At 58.5% G+C, this 16,028-nt stretch carries 11 protein-coding genes and 1 pseudogene; 11 read left to right on the forward strand and 1 reads right to left on the reverse strand.

Going from position 1 to position 16,028, the window contains the following annotated elements:
• Positions 1-137 precede the first annotated feature (137 nt).
• The 7 genes from ACZ1HE_RS23330 (at position 138) to ACZ1HE_RS23360 (ending at position 9,989) form a co-directional block, all read left to right on the forward strand.
• The gene (locus ACZ1HE_RS23330; RefSeq protein ID WP_472625093.1) at positions 138-2,003 is read left to right on the forward strand and encodes a GAF domain-containing protein; all 1,866 of its coding nucleotides are present in this window, start codon (positions 138-140) and stop codon (positions 2,001-2,003) included.
• Between the two features lie 10 nt (positions 2,004-2,013).
• Positions 2,014-4,029, forward strand: coding sequence for a peptidase M50 (locus ACZ1HE_RS23335; protein WP_472625095.1), 2,016 nt, complete (start codon positions 2,014-2,016; stop codon positions 4,027-4,029).
• Positions 4,030-4,297: 268 nt separating this feature from the next.
• A complete protein-coding gene (locus ACZ1HE_RS23340) occupies positions 4,298-5,095 on the forward strand; it encodes a SapC family protein (RefSeq protein WP_472625097.1) in 798 nt (265 codons plus the stop codon).
• Complete coding sequence (locus tag ACZ1HE_RS23345) at positions 5,088-7,100, forward strand: preprotein translocase subunit SecA (RefSeq protein WP_472625099.1); 2,013 nt, start codon at positions 5,088-5,090, stop codon at positions 7,098-7,100. Before ACZ1HE_RS23340 ends, ACZ1HE_RS23345 begins: the two co-directional genes overlap by 8 nt.
• 2 nt (positions 7,101-7,102) lie before the next feature.
• Positions 7,103-7,912 (forward strand): efflux RND transporter periplasmic adaptor subunit, encoded by an 810-nt coding sequence (locus ACZ1HE_RS23350; RefSeq protein ID WP_472625101.1) that lies wholly within the window; start codon positions 7,103-7,105, stop codon positions 7,910-7,912.
• Between the two features lie 52 nt (positions 7,913-7,964).
• Positions 7,965-8,576 carry a class I SAM-dependent methyltransferase gene (locus ACZ1HE_RS23355; protein WP_472625103.1) on the forward strand — a complete coding sequence of 204 codons (612 nt, stop codon included), beginning with the start codon at positions 7,965-7,967 and terminating at the stop codon, positions 8,574-8,576.
• Between the two features lie 162 nt (positions 8,577-8,738).
• Entirely contained in the window at positions 8,739-9,989 is a 1,251-nt protein-coding gene (locus ACZ1HE_RS23360) for a glycosyltransferase family 4 protein (RefSeq protein WP_472625105.1), read from the forward strand.
• Between the two features lie 52 nt (positions 9,990-10,041).
• Here the strand turns inward: ACZ1HE_RS23360 and ACZ1HE_RS23365 are convergent, their stop codons facing one another.
• Positions 10,042-11,169: a polysaccharide biosynthesis/export family protein gene (locus ACZ1HE_RS23365; RefSeq protein WP_472625107.1), complete on the reverse strand. Its 1,128-nt coding sequence runs from the start codon at positions 11,167-11,169 to the stop codon at positions 10,042-10,044.
• Positions 11,170-11,256: 87 nt separating this feature from the next.
• Between ACZ1HE_RS23365 and ACZ1HE_RS23370 the strand changes: the two genes are divergently transcribed.
• The 4 genes and pseudogenes from ACZ1HE_RS23370 to ACZ1HE_RS23385 all read left to right on the forward strand — a co-directional run bounded on the left by ACZ1HE_RS23370 (position 11,257) and on the right by ACZ1HE_RS23385 (position 15,926).
• Positions 11,257-12,141 carry an NAD-dependent epimerase/dehydratase family protein gene (locus tag ACZ1HE_RS23370; protein WP_472625109.1) on the forward strand — a complete coding sequence of 295 codons (885 nt, stop codon included), beginning with the start codon at positions 11,257-11,259 and terminating at the stop codon, positions 12,139-12,141.
• On the forward strand, positions 12,138-12,590 hold the full coding sequence (locus ACZ1HE_RS23375) for a sugar transferase (protein WP_472625111.1): 453 nt from the start codon (positions 12,138-12,140) through the stop codon (positions 12,588-12,590). The genes ACZ1HE_RS23370 and ACZ1HE_RS23375 overlap by 4 nt, the downstream gene beginning before the upstream one ends.
• Before the next feature lie 311 nt (positions 12,591-12,901).
• A pseudogene (gene galU / locus ACZ1HE_RS23380) lies at positions 12,902-13,799 on the forward strand (UTP--glucose-1-phosphate uridylyltransferase GalU).
• A 234-nt stretch (positions 13,800-14,033) separates the two neighbouring features.
• Positions 14,034-15,926 carry a polysaccharide biosynthesis protein gene (locus tag ACZ1HE_RS23385; protein ID WP_472625113.1) on the forward strand — a complete coding sequence of 631 codons (1,893 nt, stop codon included), beginning with the start codon at positions 14,034-14,036 and terminating at the stop codon, positions 15,924-15,926.
• Positions 15,927-16,028 lie beyond the last annotated feature (102 nt).

A 16,028-nucleotide genomic window follows, 5' to 3' on the forward strand; every position in this document is an offset into this window, starting at 1 on the left:
CGGTTTCCCTGAAGCGGACGCTGGGGAAACCGGTACTTGCGCGATCCGTCCTGCAATGTTTTGCTCATCACATAGCCAGCTTCGGGCGGGAAACGGCCCCGGAGATGGTTTTTGATTTTTGAGCGAATTGTTTTTGTATGACCGGAAGCGAGGCACATAAGGGCGCGGGCCTGGTTCAGGCCGCACAATCCGACGGCGTTGCCGTTCTGGATCAATCGCTGTGGGCCCAGTTTCACGAAGCCGAAACCGCCGAAGGGTTCTTACAGGCCTGGTTGGCCCTGCAATGCCGCAACATTTCGGGAGCGCAGGCTTCGGCCGTCGTGTTGGGCGAACCCGAAACCGGGCCGTTCACCCCGGTTGCGGCCTGGCCGCGCGATGATGACCTGTCACCCGATCTGCTGCATGCCGCCAATGAAGCCGTCACCAAACGCCAAAGCGTCGTGGTCGAAGCCGCGCAGGATGAGCGCACGCTGTCGTTGCCGGTCGAGATGGAGGGCCGGATTTATGGCGCAGTCGCTGTCCGGCTGGGGGCGGGAGGGCCCAGCCCCGTTGAAGTTCTGCGGCAACTGCGTTGGGGGGCAGGGTGGCTTGAGGCCCTGTTGCGCCGCGACCAGAGTGCCATAGACAGTGCCCTGAGGGGCCGAACCATGGAAGCGCTCGATTTCGTTTCCGTTGTTCTTGAACATCGCAGCTTTCACGAGGCTGCCACGGCGCTGGTGACCGAACTGGCCGGGCGGCTGTCGTGCGAACAGGTCGGGCTGGGGCTGCTGCGCCGCAAGCGTTGCAAAGTCGCCGCCCTGAGCCATGTTTCGGGTTTTGGCACCCGTATGAACCTGGTGCGCGATCTGGGTCTGGCCATGGACGAAGCCATGGATCAGGGCGATATCGTGCTCGCGCCGCTGCCCGAGACCTGGGATTATCGGATCACGCGCATGCACGAGGATCTGGTGCGCCAGCACAAGGTCGGGTCAGTGCTGACGATCCCGCTCAGGGTTGATGATGAACCCTTTGGTGCGATGACCTTCGAACGCGCCGAAGGTAGGCCTTTCGACGAGGAAACGGTCGAGCTTTGTGATGTGGTTGCCAGTATGGTGGCCCCGATCCTGGCCGAGAAACGCAAAAACGACCGCTGGCTGATTACCAAGATATTCGCAACGATCTGGCGACAGATCACCCTGTTGCTGGGGCCACGGTATCTGGGGCGCAAGCTGGCGACCATCATCATGGTGGTTCTGGTCTGGTTGGGGGCCACAACCTATACCGACTTCAAGATTACGGCCCCTGCCCGGGTCGAAGGGGCGGTGCAGCGGACCGTGGTTGCCCCGTTCAATGGCTACATTCAATCCGAAACGGCACGCGCCGACGCGCAGGTCGAAGAGGGCGAGGTTCTGGCCGTGCTCAATGATCAGGATCTGGTGCTTGAACGCCTGCGCCTGACCACGGCCCGCAGCCAGCGCGAGATCGAATACAGCCGGGCCCTGGCCAATGCCGAGCGGGCCGAGGCCAATATCATTCGCAGTCAGATCGACCAGGCTGACGCCCAGCTGGCATTGATTGATGCGCAGCTGTCGCGCACGCGGATTGCAGCCCCTTTTGACGGTATCGTGGTATCGGGGGACCTCAGTCAACTGGTTGGCACCTCAGTCGAGCGGGGTCAGGAACTGTTTCGGATCGCACCGCTGGACGCCTATCGGGTGGCGTTGGAAGTGGACGAAACCGATGTGGCCGAGATCATGCTCGGACAAAGCGGCGAGCTGCGGCTGGCGGCCAGTCCGGATCAGGGTCTGAGTTTTGCCATCGAGCGGATCACCCCGGTTGCCCGCCAACGGGACGGGCGCAACTTCTTTCGGGTTGAGGCCAGCCTGACCGACAGCCAGAACTGGGTGCGCCCCAGCATGGAAGGGGTCGCGCGGGTCGAGGTTGACAGCCGGTTGGTGGTCGCGGTCTGGACCCGCCGGATGAGAGATTGGCTGCGGCTGAAAGCCTGGCAGTTCAGCCCGTGATCTGCGCACCATGAGCAAGAGTTTTCATAGCCCGCACTGGTACCGCGTCAAAGACAAGCGACCGCGTTTGCGCAGTCACGCCCGGTTCTTTCGCACTGAATACCGCGGGCAGATCTGGTATGTGTTGCAGGACCGTGGATCGGGTCGCTTTCATCGGTTTTCCGGCGCAAGCTATTTCATCGCATCGCTGCTTGATGGTCAGCATACACTGGACGAGATCTGGCAGATTGCCTACGACGCGTTGAGCGATGAGGATGCCCTGACACAGGATGAGATCCTGCAATTGCTCAGCCAGTTGCACAATGCAGACGTGCTCTATGCCGATGGCGCCCCTGATATCGTCGAGATGGTCGAACGCGGGCAGAAGATGCGCCGGAAAAAACGGGTCATGAGTTTTCTCAACCCGTTGGCCGTGCGTATTCCCCTGCTGGACCCCGAAGGTTTTCTGAAGGTGACCATGCCGTTGGTCCGGCCTCTGTTTTCGATCTTTGGGCTGATCGCCTATCTTGCGCTGCTGGCCTATGGCGGCACGTTGGTGGTGACCCATTGGGGCGGGTTGACCGAAAACGTGCTGGACCGGGTGCTAAGTGCCGAAAGCCTGCTGCTGTTGCTGGTGACATATCCGGTGGTCAAGGCCATCCACGAGTTGGGGCATGCCTATTCGATCACCCGATGGGGTGGAGAAGTGCATGAAATCGGCGTGATGTTCCTGGTGTTCATGCCGGTGCCTTATGTCGATGCCTCGGACAGCCTGTCCTTTCCCAGCAAGTGGCGACGGGCCTTTGTCGCGGCAGCGGGCATTCTGGTCGAGCTGGGGCTGGCGGCACTGGCCATGATCATCTGGGTCAATGCCGAAGGTGGTCTGGTGCGGGCCTTTGCGTTCAACACGATGCTGATCAGTGGCGTTTCAACGCTGTTCTTCAACGGCAACCCGCTGCTGCGTTTTGATGGGTATTACGTGCTGAGCGATCTGCTCGAAATTCCCAACCTGGCCGCACGGGCCAACCAATACATCGGCTATCTGGTGCAGCGCTACGCTCTGGGGGTGAAGGATGCGCGCAATCCGGCGACCGCGCGGGGAGAGCGGAGCTGGTTCGTACTCTACGGGATCGCGGCCTTCATCTATCGGATTTTCATCACCGCGGCGATCATCCTGCTGGTGTCGTCAAAATTTTTCTCACTGGGCATCTTACTGGCGATCTGGTCCGTGGTGCTGATGTTTGGTGTCCCGCTGTCCAAACAGCTGTGGTTCCTGCTGGCATCTCCGAAATTGCGGGACAGGCGCACCCGGGCGCTTGGCGTGGTGGTCAGTGCTGTCGGTGCCCTTTGTGCGGTGCTGTTTCTTGTGCCGTTGCCCTATTCCACGATTGCCGAAGGCGTGGTCTGGGTGCCGGGAGACGGCGCCGTCCATGCCGAAGAGGGTGGGGTCGTCACCGCCGTGAGCGTCCGCCAGGGACAAGCTGTTGAACCGGAGCAGATCCTGATCCGGATGGAGGATCCTTTGCTGGCCGCCAGGGTTGATCTGCTAAAAGCCACGGTTGCAGAAACCGGCCTGCGTCGGGCCAGCATGGCCGTCAGCGATCCGGCGGCGGCTCGCATTGCGGCAAGTGAACTGGAACACGCGCAGGCCGACCTGGCCCTGGCAAAAGAACGGCAACAGGCGCTCGACATCCGGGCCGGTATCTCTGGACGGATTGCCTTGATCGAAACCACCGACCTGCCGGGGCGGTTTGTCAACAAGGGGCAATTGCTGGGATACATCAGCAGTTTCAGCGATCCCGTCATCCGGGCCGTGGTCCCCGAACAAGATGCCGACTTTGTCCGGCAGCGGACCAGGGGATCGACGTGCGCTTCGTCACGCAACCCGAAAACAGCTATGTGGCGCGTGTCATTCGCGAGGTTCCCGCACTTGAGGCTTCTTTGCCCAGCCTGGCGCTGGCAACTCAGGGCGGGGGCAACATCGTGCTTGATCCAGGTGATTCGTCAGGCCTGCGAACCCTGCAAAACCTGCTGCATCTGGACCTGAAACTGGACAAAAGCCACGATTTTGAAACAATCGGGGACAGAGTCCTTATTCGTTTCGCGCATGACCCCATGTCCTTGGGGGAACGTGTCTACCGCCGCATCAGACAAGTTTTTTTACGGCAGTTTAACATATAACATTGGCAAAAATCGGGGTGATCTGCTCAAGTGGAGCGGCAACAGTTGTTAATATGCTCACTCAATAAGGGAAAGAAGCTCTTTATGCAGGCGTGAATTCTGCAGATGAACAACCCAACGCCAGGGAGGAAATTATGGCGACACAATTACTATTTTACGAAAATGCGGTGCCAGTCAGTGCCAAGAAACACGCAAAGCTTTGCGTCAAGGCAGGCGACAGTTATGCCTTTGCCAGCAAGGTCAATTCGGTTCCCTTGACGGCTGCAGAATTTGCCGAGGCCGGGGCAGAATATCCAATCGTTTTTGCCGGTGAGGGAGACGCCGTCATCCCGACCGCCATTCTGGGCGTGGCCGGAGAAGAGAACGCGTTCGTGTCCAGCGAAGGCGGCTGGGGTGGACGCTATATTCCGGCATTCATCCGGCGTTATCCATTTGTCTTCAGCCAGGAGACCAGTGAAAACCAATTGATCCTGCACATCGATGAAAGCTTTGAGGGTTGCAACGAAGACGGGCGCGGCGAGCGTCTGTTCGACAGTGACGGGAACCAGACCCAGTACCTGAAGAACGTGCTGGCGTTCCTGCAGGATTACCAGGCGCGCTTTGCGCGCAGTCAGGCGTTCTGCAAACGTCTGGCGGATCTTGAGCTGCTGCGCCCGATGCAGGCGCAATTCACGCTTCCTGGCGGTGAAAGACGGTCGCTGACCGGTTTCCTGACCGTGGATCGTGAAAAACTGAAAGCACTCGATTCCGAAACACTGGCTGCAATGATGGGGACCGATGAATTGGAATGTGTGTTCTTGCATCTGGCCTCGCTGCGCCATTTCGGACAGGTGGCCGATCGGGTTTCGGACAGTGCTGACGGAGATCTGATGTTCCGTCGCGCGGAGAACGCGGACGAAGCCGGATCGGAGACCGAAGAGGCGGATGCCTGACGGCTCCGGCGCGTCAGGCATTCCAATGGGGTCCGGGGGCCCCATTGTCGGGCCGGTATCGACCTATGTCTTTCCGGCCCGGCGCGACGAGCGCCTGAGCAAATTTGATCAGGCGGCACAGTTAGCCTGGGGTCAGGTGCGGGGGCGCCTGACCCTGTTGCAGCGCCTCAAGGTGGCATCCCGCGAACGTGCGGTTTGCCGCCTTGAGGGCCGCTTTAAAGCCCTTGATGACACGCAACTGCGCGCGCAGCTGATACAGGTCCGCGCTCAATTGGTGCGCAGCGGATTGCGAGGAGCTCCTCTGTGTGAGGCGCTTGCTGTGGTGCGCGAAGCGACCCGGCGCACTTTGGGGTTGCGGCCGCATGACGTTCAGATCCGCGCGGCCCTGATCCTGCTGGATGGCTGCCTGGCTGAAATGGCGACAGGCGAGGGCAAAAGCCTGGTCGCCGCATTGGCCGCGGCCACTGCGGGGCTGGCGGGCATCCCGACCCACGTGGTTACCGTCAATGACTACCTTGCCGAACGGGACGCCGAGGAGATGGAGCCACTTTTTGCCTGGCTGCAGCTGCGGGTGGGGTGCGTGGTGCATGACGCCACTCCGGAGGCACGCCGGGACATTTATGAACGTGACGTGGTCTATGCTTCGAACAAAGAGATCTCGTTCGATTACTTGCGCGACACCCTGCGCATGGGCGCAGGGGCGGGCGAGGTGCGGCTCAAGGTGCAGCGCCTGGCCGGGACACCTGATCGGCGCCCGGTGATGACGGGGCTGCATTTTGCCATCGTGGACGAGGCCGACAGTGTTCTGGTCGATGATGCCAGAACCCCGCTGATCCTGTCGCAAGAGACCGATATCGCCGCCGAGGCCGAATGGGCCAAAACTGCCCATGCACTGGCTGACCGCCTGCATGAGAGGCTCCATTACAAGGCCAACCCCAAGCGGCGTACGATCGAGTTGACCGATCTGGGCAAGGACCACCTGGCCACTCTGGCACAGGCCTTTGGGCCGCTGTGGCAGAACAAGGTCCAACGCGAGCAAGCCGCGTGTCAGGCCCTGACGGCACATCGATTTTTTCAACATGGTGATCAATATGTCCTGCAAGAGGGCAAGGTTGTGATTGTCGATGAATATACTGGTCGCCTGATGCCGGAGCGGTCCTGGAACGACGGACTGCATCAACTGGTCGAGTTCAAGGAAGGGGTCGAGATCACCCCGCGCAAGCTGGCCATTGCCCGCACCACCTATCAGCGGTTCTTTCGCCGCTATCTGAAATTGTCGGGCATGACCGGGACCGGACGCGAGTTGCGGGGCGAGATTGCCGCGGTCTACAGGATGCCGACGCTTGTTCTGGCCACGCGCCTGCCGGTCCGGCGCCTGAACCTGGGCACCCGGATCCTGAAATCCGAAGACGCCAAACTGTCCCTGCTGGTCGACCGTGTCCACAACATGCGGCGCGAAAACCGACCTGTCCTGATCGGAACGCGCACCGTGGCCGCTTCAGAGGCAGTGCATCAGGCGTTGGAGGCTGCGGACATCCCGCATTGTGTGCTCAATGCGCTCAACGACGAGGAAGAGGGCGCCCTGATCGCGCAGGCCGGGCAGGCCGGGCAAGTCACCGTCGCCACCAACATGGCCGGTCGGGGCGTGCATATTTCGCTGGCCGAAACGGTGGTCGAAGCGGGCGGATTGCATGTGATCCTGACGGAACGGCATGATTCCGCGCGGATTGACAGGCAATTGCTGGGACGCACGGCCCGTCAGGGCCAGCCCGGCTCATATGAGGCTGTTCTGAGCCTGGATGACTTCCTGCTGCGAACCGTCAAGGCGCCGCTGCTTCGGATGCTGACACGGTTTCCCGGCGGTGTTGGGCGGGTCTCTGGCCTGCTTTTGTTTCGCCGCGGGCAACGTCGTGCCGAACGTCTGAACGCGCAGGCACGGCGAGCGCTGTTTTCCCACGATCAGCGTTTGCTGAGTTTCCTGGCCTTCTCCGGTGTTGAGGATTGAATATGACACGTTTCCAAAAAATCGCCGTGTGCCTTTTGGGTCTGGGCCTGGCCGGAGGTGAGGCCGGTGCCGAAACCTATGATTGTGTGATTGAGCCGTCCCTCGTTGTGGAACTGGCCAGCCCGACGGGCGGTCTGTTGCAGTTTGTGGACGTTGCCCGGGGCGATCTGGTCACCCAGGGCCAGCTGCTGGCGCGGCTTGTGTCCGATATCGAAGAGACAACCGTCGAGTTGATGCGCGAGCAGGCCCTTGGATCCGAAAACGACATTGCAGCCCAGAGAGCGCGACTGAAGCTGGCGCACAGCCGGGCAGATCGCATCCGCAGCCTTGTGGAGCGCAAGATCGCCCCACAAGCGGATCTGGATGAAGCTGAAGCCACCGCCGAAGTTGCGATCCGTGATCTGTCGACGTCGGAAATGCGCAAGCGCATCGCGGCCATGGAACTCAGGCGCGCCGAAGCTGTATTGAAACAGCGCAGCATTGTCAGCCCGATCGATGGCGTGGTGATCGATCGTCTGCTCTATGCGGGTGAGTTTGCCGATCAGGACACGCCGGTTGTGCGCATTGCACAGCTCGATCCGCTGCATGTCGAAGCCTATCTGCCCGTCACGGCTTATGCCGGGATGGAAGTCGGCACGACCGCAACCATCATACCTGCATCAACTCCGGATGACAGCTATCCCGGGGTCATCACCGTGATCGACAAGGTGTTTGACGCGGCATCGAATACATTTGCGATCCGGGGGCAATTTCGAACCCTGATCTGGTCATTCCCGCAGGCAACAGGTGCAGTATCCGTTTGGATGCGCTGAACTCGCAATAGGTCCGACAAGAAACAGGACCCAACCTTCAGGAGCGTTACCAATGGGAAGGCAACCAAAGTCCAACGGGAATTCAGGGTATGCAACGGGCGCTTACTGGCGGTCGCGATCCGATTTGATCTACTATCGCTACCTGGACTACATCCTGCGCGTGGTTGGGCGGGATGCCGACAGCCTGATTGATGTGGGCTCCGGAAACTGCCCCTATTTGGAATGGTTTGACTGGATCGACGACAGATGCTCGGTGGATATTCGCGTACCCTATCAATCCGATACGGTGCGTGGCATTCAGGGCGACATCCACACGCTGGCATTCGACAAGAAATTCGATATCTGCACGTGCTTCCAAGTGTTGGAACATGTGCCCGACGCCAAGCTGTTTGCCCGGAGGTTGCAGGAGCTGGCTGACATGGTCATCGTTTCGGTTCCCTACAATTGGCCTGCCAATAAAACCACAGGTCATATCCATGATCCGGTCACCGACGACATGCTAAGAGACTGGATGGGGCGAGAGGCAAACTACAGCATCATTGCGACAGAACCGTTCAGGGCCACCAAACATCAACGTCTGATTGCTGTTTATGCAGGGGATCCGACCAAGCGATATAACTTTGAGGATGTAAAGCAGCGCATCCCACAGAAGCTCAGCTCCTGAGCATCGAGCATCGAGCATCGCACGGGTTCGGGTGTGTCCCGTCCGCATGTCCGGCCGAGTTTTTCCGACGTTTCAGCATCAGACCATTGCGAAAGGCCCCGTTTCACAAGGAAAAAGGTCGTGAGTCGCCACATGATTTAACCCACCCGAGGATAGTCCGGCATGAAATTGTTGTTCGTTCACCAAAACATGCCGGGGCAATACCGTGAATTGCTGCAATGGCTGGCTGCAACAGGCAAACATGACATCGTGTTTCTGACACAGCGCCGGGACGCACCGCAGGTGCCCGGGGTGCGAAGGTTGATCTACGAACCCCATCACCGCCCCAAGAAAACCGCCTATGGATTATCCAAGGTCTGGGAAGAAGCCACTGGGGCTGACTACGGTGTTGCCCTGGCGGCGCAAGCTCTGGAGCAAAAACACGGGTTTCGCCCGGACCTGATCATGGGCCATACCGGTTGGGGCGAGCTGCTGTTTCTAAAGCAGGTCTGGCCGGATATCCCTGTGTTGGGATTTTTTGAGCTGTTCTATCGATTGAAGGGCGGCATTGTGGGGTTTGATCCCAGTGAGCCGGTTCAAGCGCACAAACCGTTCACCCTGGAGGCCCGCAACGCAATCCCCTATGCCAGCCTGCATGGTGTGGATCTGGGCCATTGCCCGACCAATTGGCAGGCGGAAACCTTTCCGCAGGTCTTTCGCGACAAATTCTATGTATGCCACGATGGCATTCGAACAGACATGCTGCGCCCTGATCCACAGGTCTCCGTCAAGTTGGGCAGCCTTGAGCGTCCCCTGACGCGCCAGGACGAGGTCTTTACCTATATGGCGCGCAATCTCGAACATGCCCGGGGGTTCCACATCTTCATGCGCGCCTTGCCCCGCATATTGTCGGAACGACCCAACGCGCGCGTGGTCGTCATCGGCGGAAACGAGGTATCTTATGGGCGCGAAAGCACCCACCCCGACGGGTACCGTGCGCAGTTGATCGAGGAACTGGGTGACAGCGTGGATTGGTCCCGGGTGCATTTTGTCGGTCGGGTGCCCTATTCGACGTATTGCCAGATTATCCAGCTGAGCCGTTGTCACATCTACCTGACCATGCCGTTCGTGATGTCATGGTCCTTGCTCGAGGCCATGTCGATGCAGGCGACGATTGTCACCTCGGATGTCGCCCCTGTTCGCGAAGCCATCACCCATGGCCAGACCGGCCTGCTGGTGGATTTCTTCGACAGCAACGCCCTTGCGGATCAGGTCGTGGATGTGCTGGCCAAGCCGCAGGATTATGCCCATATCGGCCCGGCTGCGCGCAATCATGCTGTCGAAACTTATGATTTCCTCACGCGCTGCCTGCCCGAACACCTGGCCCGCATGAACAGTCTTCTGCCCGAAAACCTGCACATCGCAATCCCATAGAGCGGTTCAGAGCCGCGTTGCTTCACGGCTTCCGAACCCCTGCGTGATCAGATCAGTTTCCGATCGAGCTTGTCGCGTTGAAGACACCCACGAAGTTACCAACGATATTCGAGATCGTCAGGACGTCGTTGATCGGCGATTCCGTGGCGATGACCAGATCATCTGAGTTGATCTGGAACTGACGCGCCGAAAACAGGCCATCCGCCGTATTGAGGTTGATGGAAAAAACCACCTGCGCCTTGCGGGGGCCACGGACACCGCTTTGAATGGCAGAGCCAGGATACTGCCGCAGGATCAAAAGTCCCTGGGGATCCGCCTTGTTGTCCTTGAGGCCGCCCATGATCGAAATGGCGTCCATCGCAGACACTTTGTCCTTGGTGAACGTATGCAGCGCTTCGGTGCCCGTGGCGCCAAACGACAGGAAATGCCGTTCGTCTTCTTCGACAAAAACCCGATCACCGCCCCGCAAAAGCGTGTCGAGCCGCGGATTGTTGAGCAAGGCATCCACCGAAGTACCGAAAATTTGCCCCCCGCGGACAAGCCGGATTTGCGGATTGTTCAGATTTGCACTGATCCCACCACCGGCAGAGATCAACCCCATCACCGTATAATTGCGATCCGGCATCGGATAGGTCCCGGGCGTCAGCACACCGCTGACCAGATCAACCGAGTTGTTGCGCCCTTCGCTCATGACAAGCTGCAACTGTGCCGAAGGGACAATCTTTTCGAGCGCCGATTGCAATTCTTCGCGCGCCAGATCCGGGGTCAGCCCGATGACGCTGATATTGCCGACATAGGGCATGAAAACGCTTCCGTTGGCGGCAACAACAACGTTTTCCAGCTGAATAACTTTCTGTTCCTGCGCGGTGAGCAGGGAATTTTCACTGCTATCCCACACGCTGAGCAGCAGACGGTCGCCAGGTTGGATGATCTGGGTCTTGGCCCCTTGGCTGGCCCCGATCCATGGCAGGTTTTCCTGCGTTCCTGTTGACGGCCATTGCGCAACCGTCGGCAAAAATGCCCGCGTGACCGGATAGAGAGCGAAAGCCGCGTTCCCTTCCTGACTTTCCTTGAGAATCTCTTCGCTGATCGGCGCCCCTCCCGGCAGGCGTCCACGCGCACATGCGGCAGGCAACAGGCATAAGCTTGCCATTGCAAGAAAGGGGAGAATAAAACGCATGTGTTGATCCGAAGTGAAAAGGATAGTGAGTTTTGCGTGCGCAGGATACTGCCAAAGGGCATGTCGTCAACCGGAACAGGAAAACTGATGCCTTTCCCTGAAATACTGGTTCTGGGTGCCACGGGCCGGATCGGACAAATCCTCCAGATCTGTTGGGAATCGCACGGCCTGACCGGTTCGGTACTGTGGCAGGGAAGACATGATCGCTCCCTATATTCAGCGGCTGATGCGGACCTGGCCTGGGCTGTCTTCGATCCGCTGAAAGAGCCCGAGGCTTTGTACGAGGCGGCCCGGGGGCGGGCGGTCATCCTGTGTCTGGCCGGTGTCATTCCCGGGCGACCTGGAGTGTTGGCCGATAACCAGGCTCTGGCCTGCGCCGCCGTACGGGCCGGTGCAAAAAGCGGCGCCCGGGTATTGCTGACGTCTTCGGCAGCGGTCTATGGCAACGGAGCAGGGCGCCTTGTGGAAACCACGGCCCTGGCCCCGGTGGCGGATTACGGGCGCAGCAAGGCCGATATGGAGCGTGAAGCAACCCACCTGGGAATTGAACTGGGCGTGCCAGTCTGTTCCCTGCGGATCGGGAACATTGCCGGACTGGATGCCATTCTGGGTGGATGGGCCCCTGGCTTCAGCCTTGATGTATTTGCCGACGGCACAAGCCCGTGCAGATCTTATGTTGGAATCGAAGATCTGGCGTTGGTGCTGGCGGATCTGATGACGTGCCCCGATCTGCCGCAGGCCCTCAATGTGGCAGCTCCGGAGATGTTGGAGATGGGGCATTTGCTGGATGCTGCCAACTTGCCATGGACAAGCAGACCGGCACCTGACACAGCCATCCGCGAAGTGCAACTGGACACCGGACTGCTGCAGGGGCTGGTGGCGTCCGGAAAGCCAACATCCGATCCCGCCCGAATGGTCGCGCAGTGGCAGAGGGTGCGCCGACACCTGCAACGAAAGGACACCGCGCAATGACATGGCGCAAGCGCATATTCGACCTGTTTTTTGCAACCCTGCTCATCGTGGTTCTGGGGCCGGTTCTGCTGGGCTTGCTGATATGGCTGCTGATCCGTGAAGGGCGGCCTGTGTTTTATGTCGCCGAGCGGATGAAAACGCCGTCGCAACCGTTTCGGCTGTGGAAGCTGCGCACGATGACGATCGTTGACGATGATCTCGGGGTCTCTGGCGGGGATAAGACAGCCCGCATCACCCAGACCGGAGCCTGGTTGCGGTCGCGGCGGCTGGATGAATTCCCGCAACTGTGGAACATCCTGCGGGGAGATCTGAGCTTTGTCGGGCCACGCCCCCTTTGCGAGAGTATGTCGAACGCCACGCGGCCCTGTATGAACAGGTTCTCAAAAGCCGCCCCGGCGTCACAGGATTGGCATCAATCACATATCACAAGCATGAAGCGGCCCTTTTGAAGCGCTGTTCTGACCCCGGAAGAGACCGATGCCGTCTATTCCCGCGTGTGCGTTCCGGCCAAGGCCCGCCTGGACCTGATCTATCAACGCCATCAGAGCACTTGCTATGATTTTGCATTGGTATTTGAAACAATAGGCAAACTGTTCCGCAGGTGACCTGGATCCGGGGTACTGGTGCGCCCACGGTCAAATTCCCCCACAACAGATGTTCCATACCCTTTTGATTTCGCGTAAACGGGGCGCATGTTGTCGTTCGTTAGAACAATCTAGGGCTGCAGGCAAAGCCCGGTGTATCTGATTTTGAGGCTAGAATGCGTAAGAAGGTAACAAAGGCTATTTTTCCGGTTGCAGGATTGGGAACACGATTCCTGCTAAGCAACAAAATCTGTGCCCAAGGAAATAATGACCCTCGTGGACCGTCCGCTGGTGCAATACGCCATCGACGAAGCCCGCGCCGCCGGAATCAAGGAATTCATTTTTGTTACCTCCCGCGGCAAAGGCGCTCTGGAAGATTACTTTGACCACAATCCCATTCTCGAACACGAACTGAAGAAAAAGGGTAAAACCGAACTGTTCGAAACCCTGAAATCCACCAACATGGAAAGCGGGGCGATTGCCTATATTCGCCAGCACCGTGCATTGGGGCTGGGGCATGCGGTTTGGTGCGCGCGCAGACTTCTGGCGTCGAACGAACCCTTTGCCGTCATTTTGCCTGACGACGTGATCGCTGCCGAAAAACCATGCCTCCAGCAGATGATAGAGGCCTATGAAGAAACCGGGGGCAACATGGTCGCCGCCATGGAAGTGCCTGCCGCACAAACCAGCTCTTATGGTATTTTGGATGCCACAGGGGACACGGGGTCGGTTGTGTCAGTCAAGGGCATGGTCGAAAAGCCCAAGGCCGATGAAGCGCCGTCCAATCTGGCGGTCATCGGGCGTTACATCCTGAACCCATCCATCATGCGGAACCTTCATCAGATGAAGAAGGGCGCCGGAGGTGAAATTCAGCTGACAGATGCCATCGCGGAAGACATTCGAAACGATATTCCCGTCTATGGCTATCGCTTTCATGGTCAGCGCTTCGATTGCGGTTCCAAGGCTGGCTTCTTGCAGGCAACCGTTGCCTTTGCCTTGGCGCGCGATGACCTGCGGGACGACCTGCAGCATTACTTGAATGGCCTGACCCTGGCTTCAAAGGCTGCCGAATAGCTCTTGAAGGAAGCTACATTTTTGGACTTGATCAACTCCAAAAAAGCGCAATAATCAACCTTTGAGTGTGCATTGCAGCAGATTCCTGCTTGTTCTATCGCTCTTGGAAACGGCAATTGCCATTGCAGCGAGGCCATGTTTTTTTAAGACTGGAAAATCGTTTACCATTCAATGGCATTCTGAGTTTCTCTGGGGCTCTCTCCGGGGAAAATAATTTAAAAGGCTAACGACTGGATGATTGGGTTGATTGGCGCTCTGCCTCGGCGGCAGAAAGCTTACATTTTCTTGGGTATCGACCTGCTTCTGATTCCAGTGGCTTTTCTTTTTACGTTCACCGTTCAGGTTCTGCCCCAGCCACCGCTTCAGACACTGATCTCGATATTGCCGGTGCTGCCTTATCTTATGGCAATTGCAGTTGGCATGCTGTTCTGGCTGGGTTTGCCTTTTGTGCGTCTCAATGCCTACGAACGTCATGCCATTGGTTTGACTGCCGTTCTTGCGATTATTTTGGCTGGCTCTTCGGCTTTGCTGATGAACATGGGGAGCGTGTTGGGTATTCCTCAGGGTATGTTGCCTATGGGCACCCACGTTGTCTTTGGTATCTGTTTCTTTCTGCTGTCCGTTTCAGCCCGGGTGATCCTGCATCAGTTTGTCCTCACGGTATATCGCAGCGTGCGGCCAAGGCGCAGGGTTCTGATCTATGGGGCCGGGACCACCGGCACGCAGCTTGCCCAGGCCCTGAAGGCGCATGAAAGCATCGATCCCGTTGCTTTTGTCGACGACAACACATCGCTCCAGGGCATGATGTTGATGGGACTGCCGGTTTTCCCGCCATCACGCACTGCGGAAATCGTGGAATCCCGCGATATCAGCCGGGTGCTTCTGGCGATGCCTTCGCAAAGCAGACCCAAGCAGGCTCAGGTTGCCAGGCGGCTGCAAAAGCTGGGACTGGAAGTTCAAACCCTGCCGTCCTTCGCTCAGCTCATTGGCGAAGAGGCTCTGGTCGAGAAACTGACCCCCGTGGCACCCCAGAATTTCCTCGGGCGGGCGACCCATGACATGCCCCTGGAAGAAAGCCAGAGCAGCTATAGCGGACGTTCCATTCTCATTTCCGGGGCAGGCGGCTCGATCGGGTCCGAACTTTGCCGCCAGGTTCTGACATGTGCCCCCTCGCGTCTGGTCCTGTTCGAACTCAGCGAGCTGGCGCTCTACACCGTTTTGCAAGAACTCGAACTATTGACCGAAGGCACGGATATCGAACTGGTTCCGGTGCTCGGATCGGTTGCCGATGACCGGCAGGTGCGGCAGGTCCTGCGAGAGTTCGAGGTTCAGGTGGTGCTACATGCAGCGGCCTATAAACACGTGCCACTGGTCGAGGCCAATCCACTGCCGGGATTGGCCAACAACGTTCTGGGCACGCAGGTTCTGGCACAGGAATCTGCGCAGGCCGGAGTAGAGCGGTTCATTCTGATTTCCTCGGACAAGGCGGTGCGCCCGACCAACGTGATGGGCGGATCCAAGCGGTTGGCAGAACTTGTCGTGCAGGACCTCGCGTCACGATCCCATACAACCATCTTTTCCATGGTTCGGTTCGGAAACGTTCTGGGCTCCAGCGGTTCGGTGATCCCGCTGTTTCAGGAACAAATCAGTCGCGGTGGCCCTGTCACTGTCACGGACCCTGATGTCAAACGCTACTTCATGACCATCAGCGAAGCCGTGCAACTGGTTCTCAAGGCGGGGGCCAATGCCAATGGAGGAGAAGTCTTCGTCCTGGACATGGGACCTCTGGTCCCAATCCTGCAACTGGCCCGACAGGTAATCCAGAGCGCCGGGTATACCGTGCGTGACGACGAGACCCCCGATGGCGATATTGAGATCAAGTTCACCGGCTTGCGTCCTGGCGAGAAAATTGTCGAAGAGCTGGCCGTCAGCGGGCAGTTGTTCGGTACACGTCATCAGAAAATTTTCCAGGCACGTGAAAAGCTTCTTTCCGAAATTGAAGTCGCATCCTTTCTGAAGGCCCTACATCAGTCGATTGATACACAGGACACAGAAGCCGCCTGTGCGGTTGTCCAGCGTTGGGTCGAAGGGTTCAAGTTCGACGATACCAAGCGGAAGTCATCCTGAACCTGTGCCTTGCCGTGTTTCTGCCACAGCTGTGGTGAGAATTTCCGACCCTGCGCCTGCTGCGTTGATCCCCTCTCTTCTTGCTCATATGTTGACGCCGTC

Source organism: Falsiruegeria sp. JB4-1 (genome assembly GCF_055693495.1).

What these genes read in the sequence shown, in the direction of transcription:
- ACZ1HE_RS23350 (WP_472625101.1), top strand. Translation starts at nt 7,103, where the DNA reads ATGACACGTTTCCAAAAAATCGCCGTGTGCCTTTTGGGTCTGGGCCTG.
- ACZ1HE_RS23365 (WP_472625107.1), bottom strand. Translation starts at nt 11,169, where the DNA reads ATGCGTTTTATTCTCCCCTTTCTTGCAATGGCAAGCTTATGCCTGTTG.
- ACZ1HE_RS23345 (WP_472625099.1), top strand. Translation starts at nt 5,088, where the DNA reads ATGCCTGACGGCTCCGGCGCGTCAGGCATTCCAATGGGGTCCGGGGGC.
- ACZ1HE_RS23360 (WP_472625105.1), top strand. Translation starts at nt 8,739, where the DNA reads ATGAAATTGTTGTTCGTTCACCAAAACATGCCGGGGCAATACCGTGAA.
- ACZ1HE_RS23340 (WP_472625097.1), top strand. Translation starts at nt 4,298, where the DNA reads ATGGCGACACAATTACTATTTTACGAAAATGCGGTGCCAGTCAGTGCC.
- ACZ1HE_RS23335 (WP_472625095.1), top strand. Translation starts at nt 2,014, where the DNA reads ATGAGCAAGAGTTTTCATAGCCCGCACTGGTACCGCGTCAAAGACAAG.
- ACZ1HE_RS23375 (WP_472625111.1), top strand. Translation starts at nt 12,138, where the DNA reads ATGACATGGCGCAAGCGCATATTCGACCTGTTTTTTGCAACCCTGCTC.
- ACZ1HE_RS23385 (WP_472625113.1), top strand. Translation starts at nt 14,034, where the DNA reads ATGATTGGGTTGATTGGCGCTCTGCCTCGGCGGCAGAAAGCTTACATT.
- ACZ1HE_RS23370 (WP_472625109.1), top strand. Translation starts at nt 11,257, where the DNA reads ATGCCTTTCCCTGAAATACTGGTTCTGGGTGCCACGGGCCGGATCGGA.
- ACZ1HE_RS23330 (WP_472625093.1), top strand. Translation starts at nt 138, where the DNA reads ATGACCGGAAGCGAGGCACATAAGGGCGCGGGCCTGGTTCAGGCCGCA.
- ACZ1HE_RS23355 (WP_472625103.1), top strand. Translation starts at nt 7,965, where the DNA reads ATGGGAAGGCAACCAAAGTCCAACGGGAATTCAGGGTATGCAACGGGC.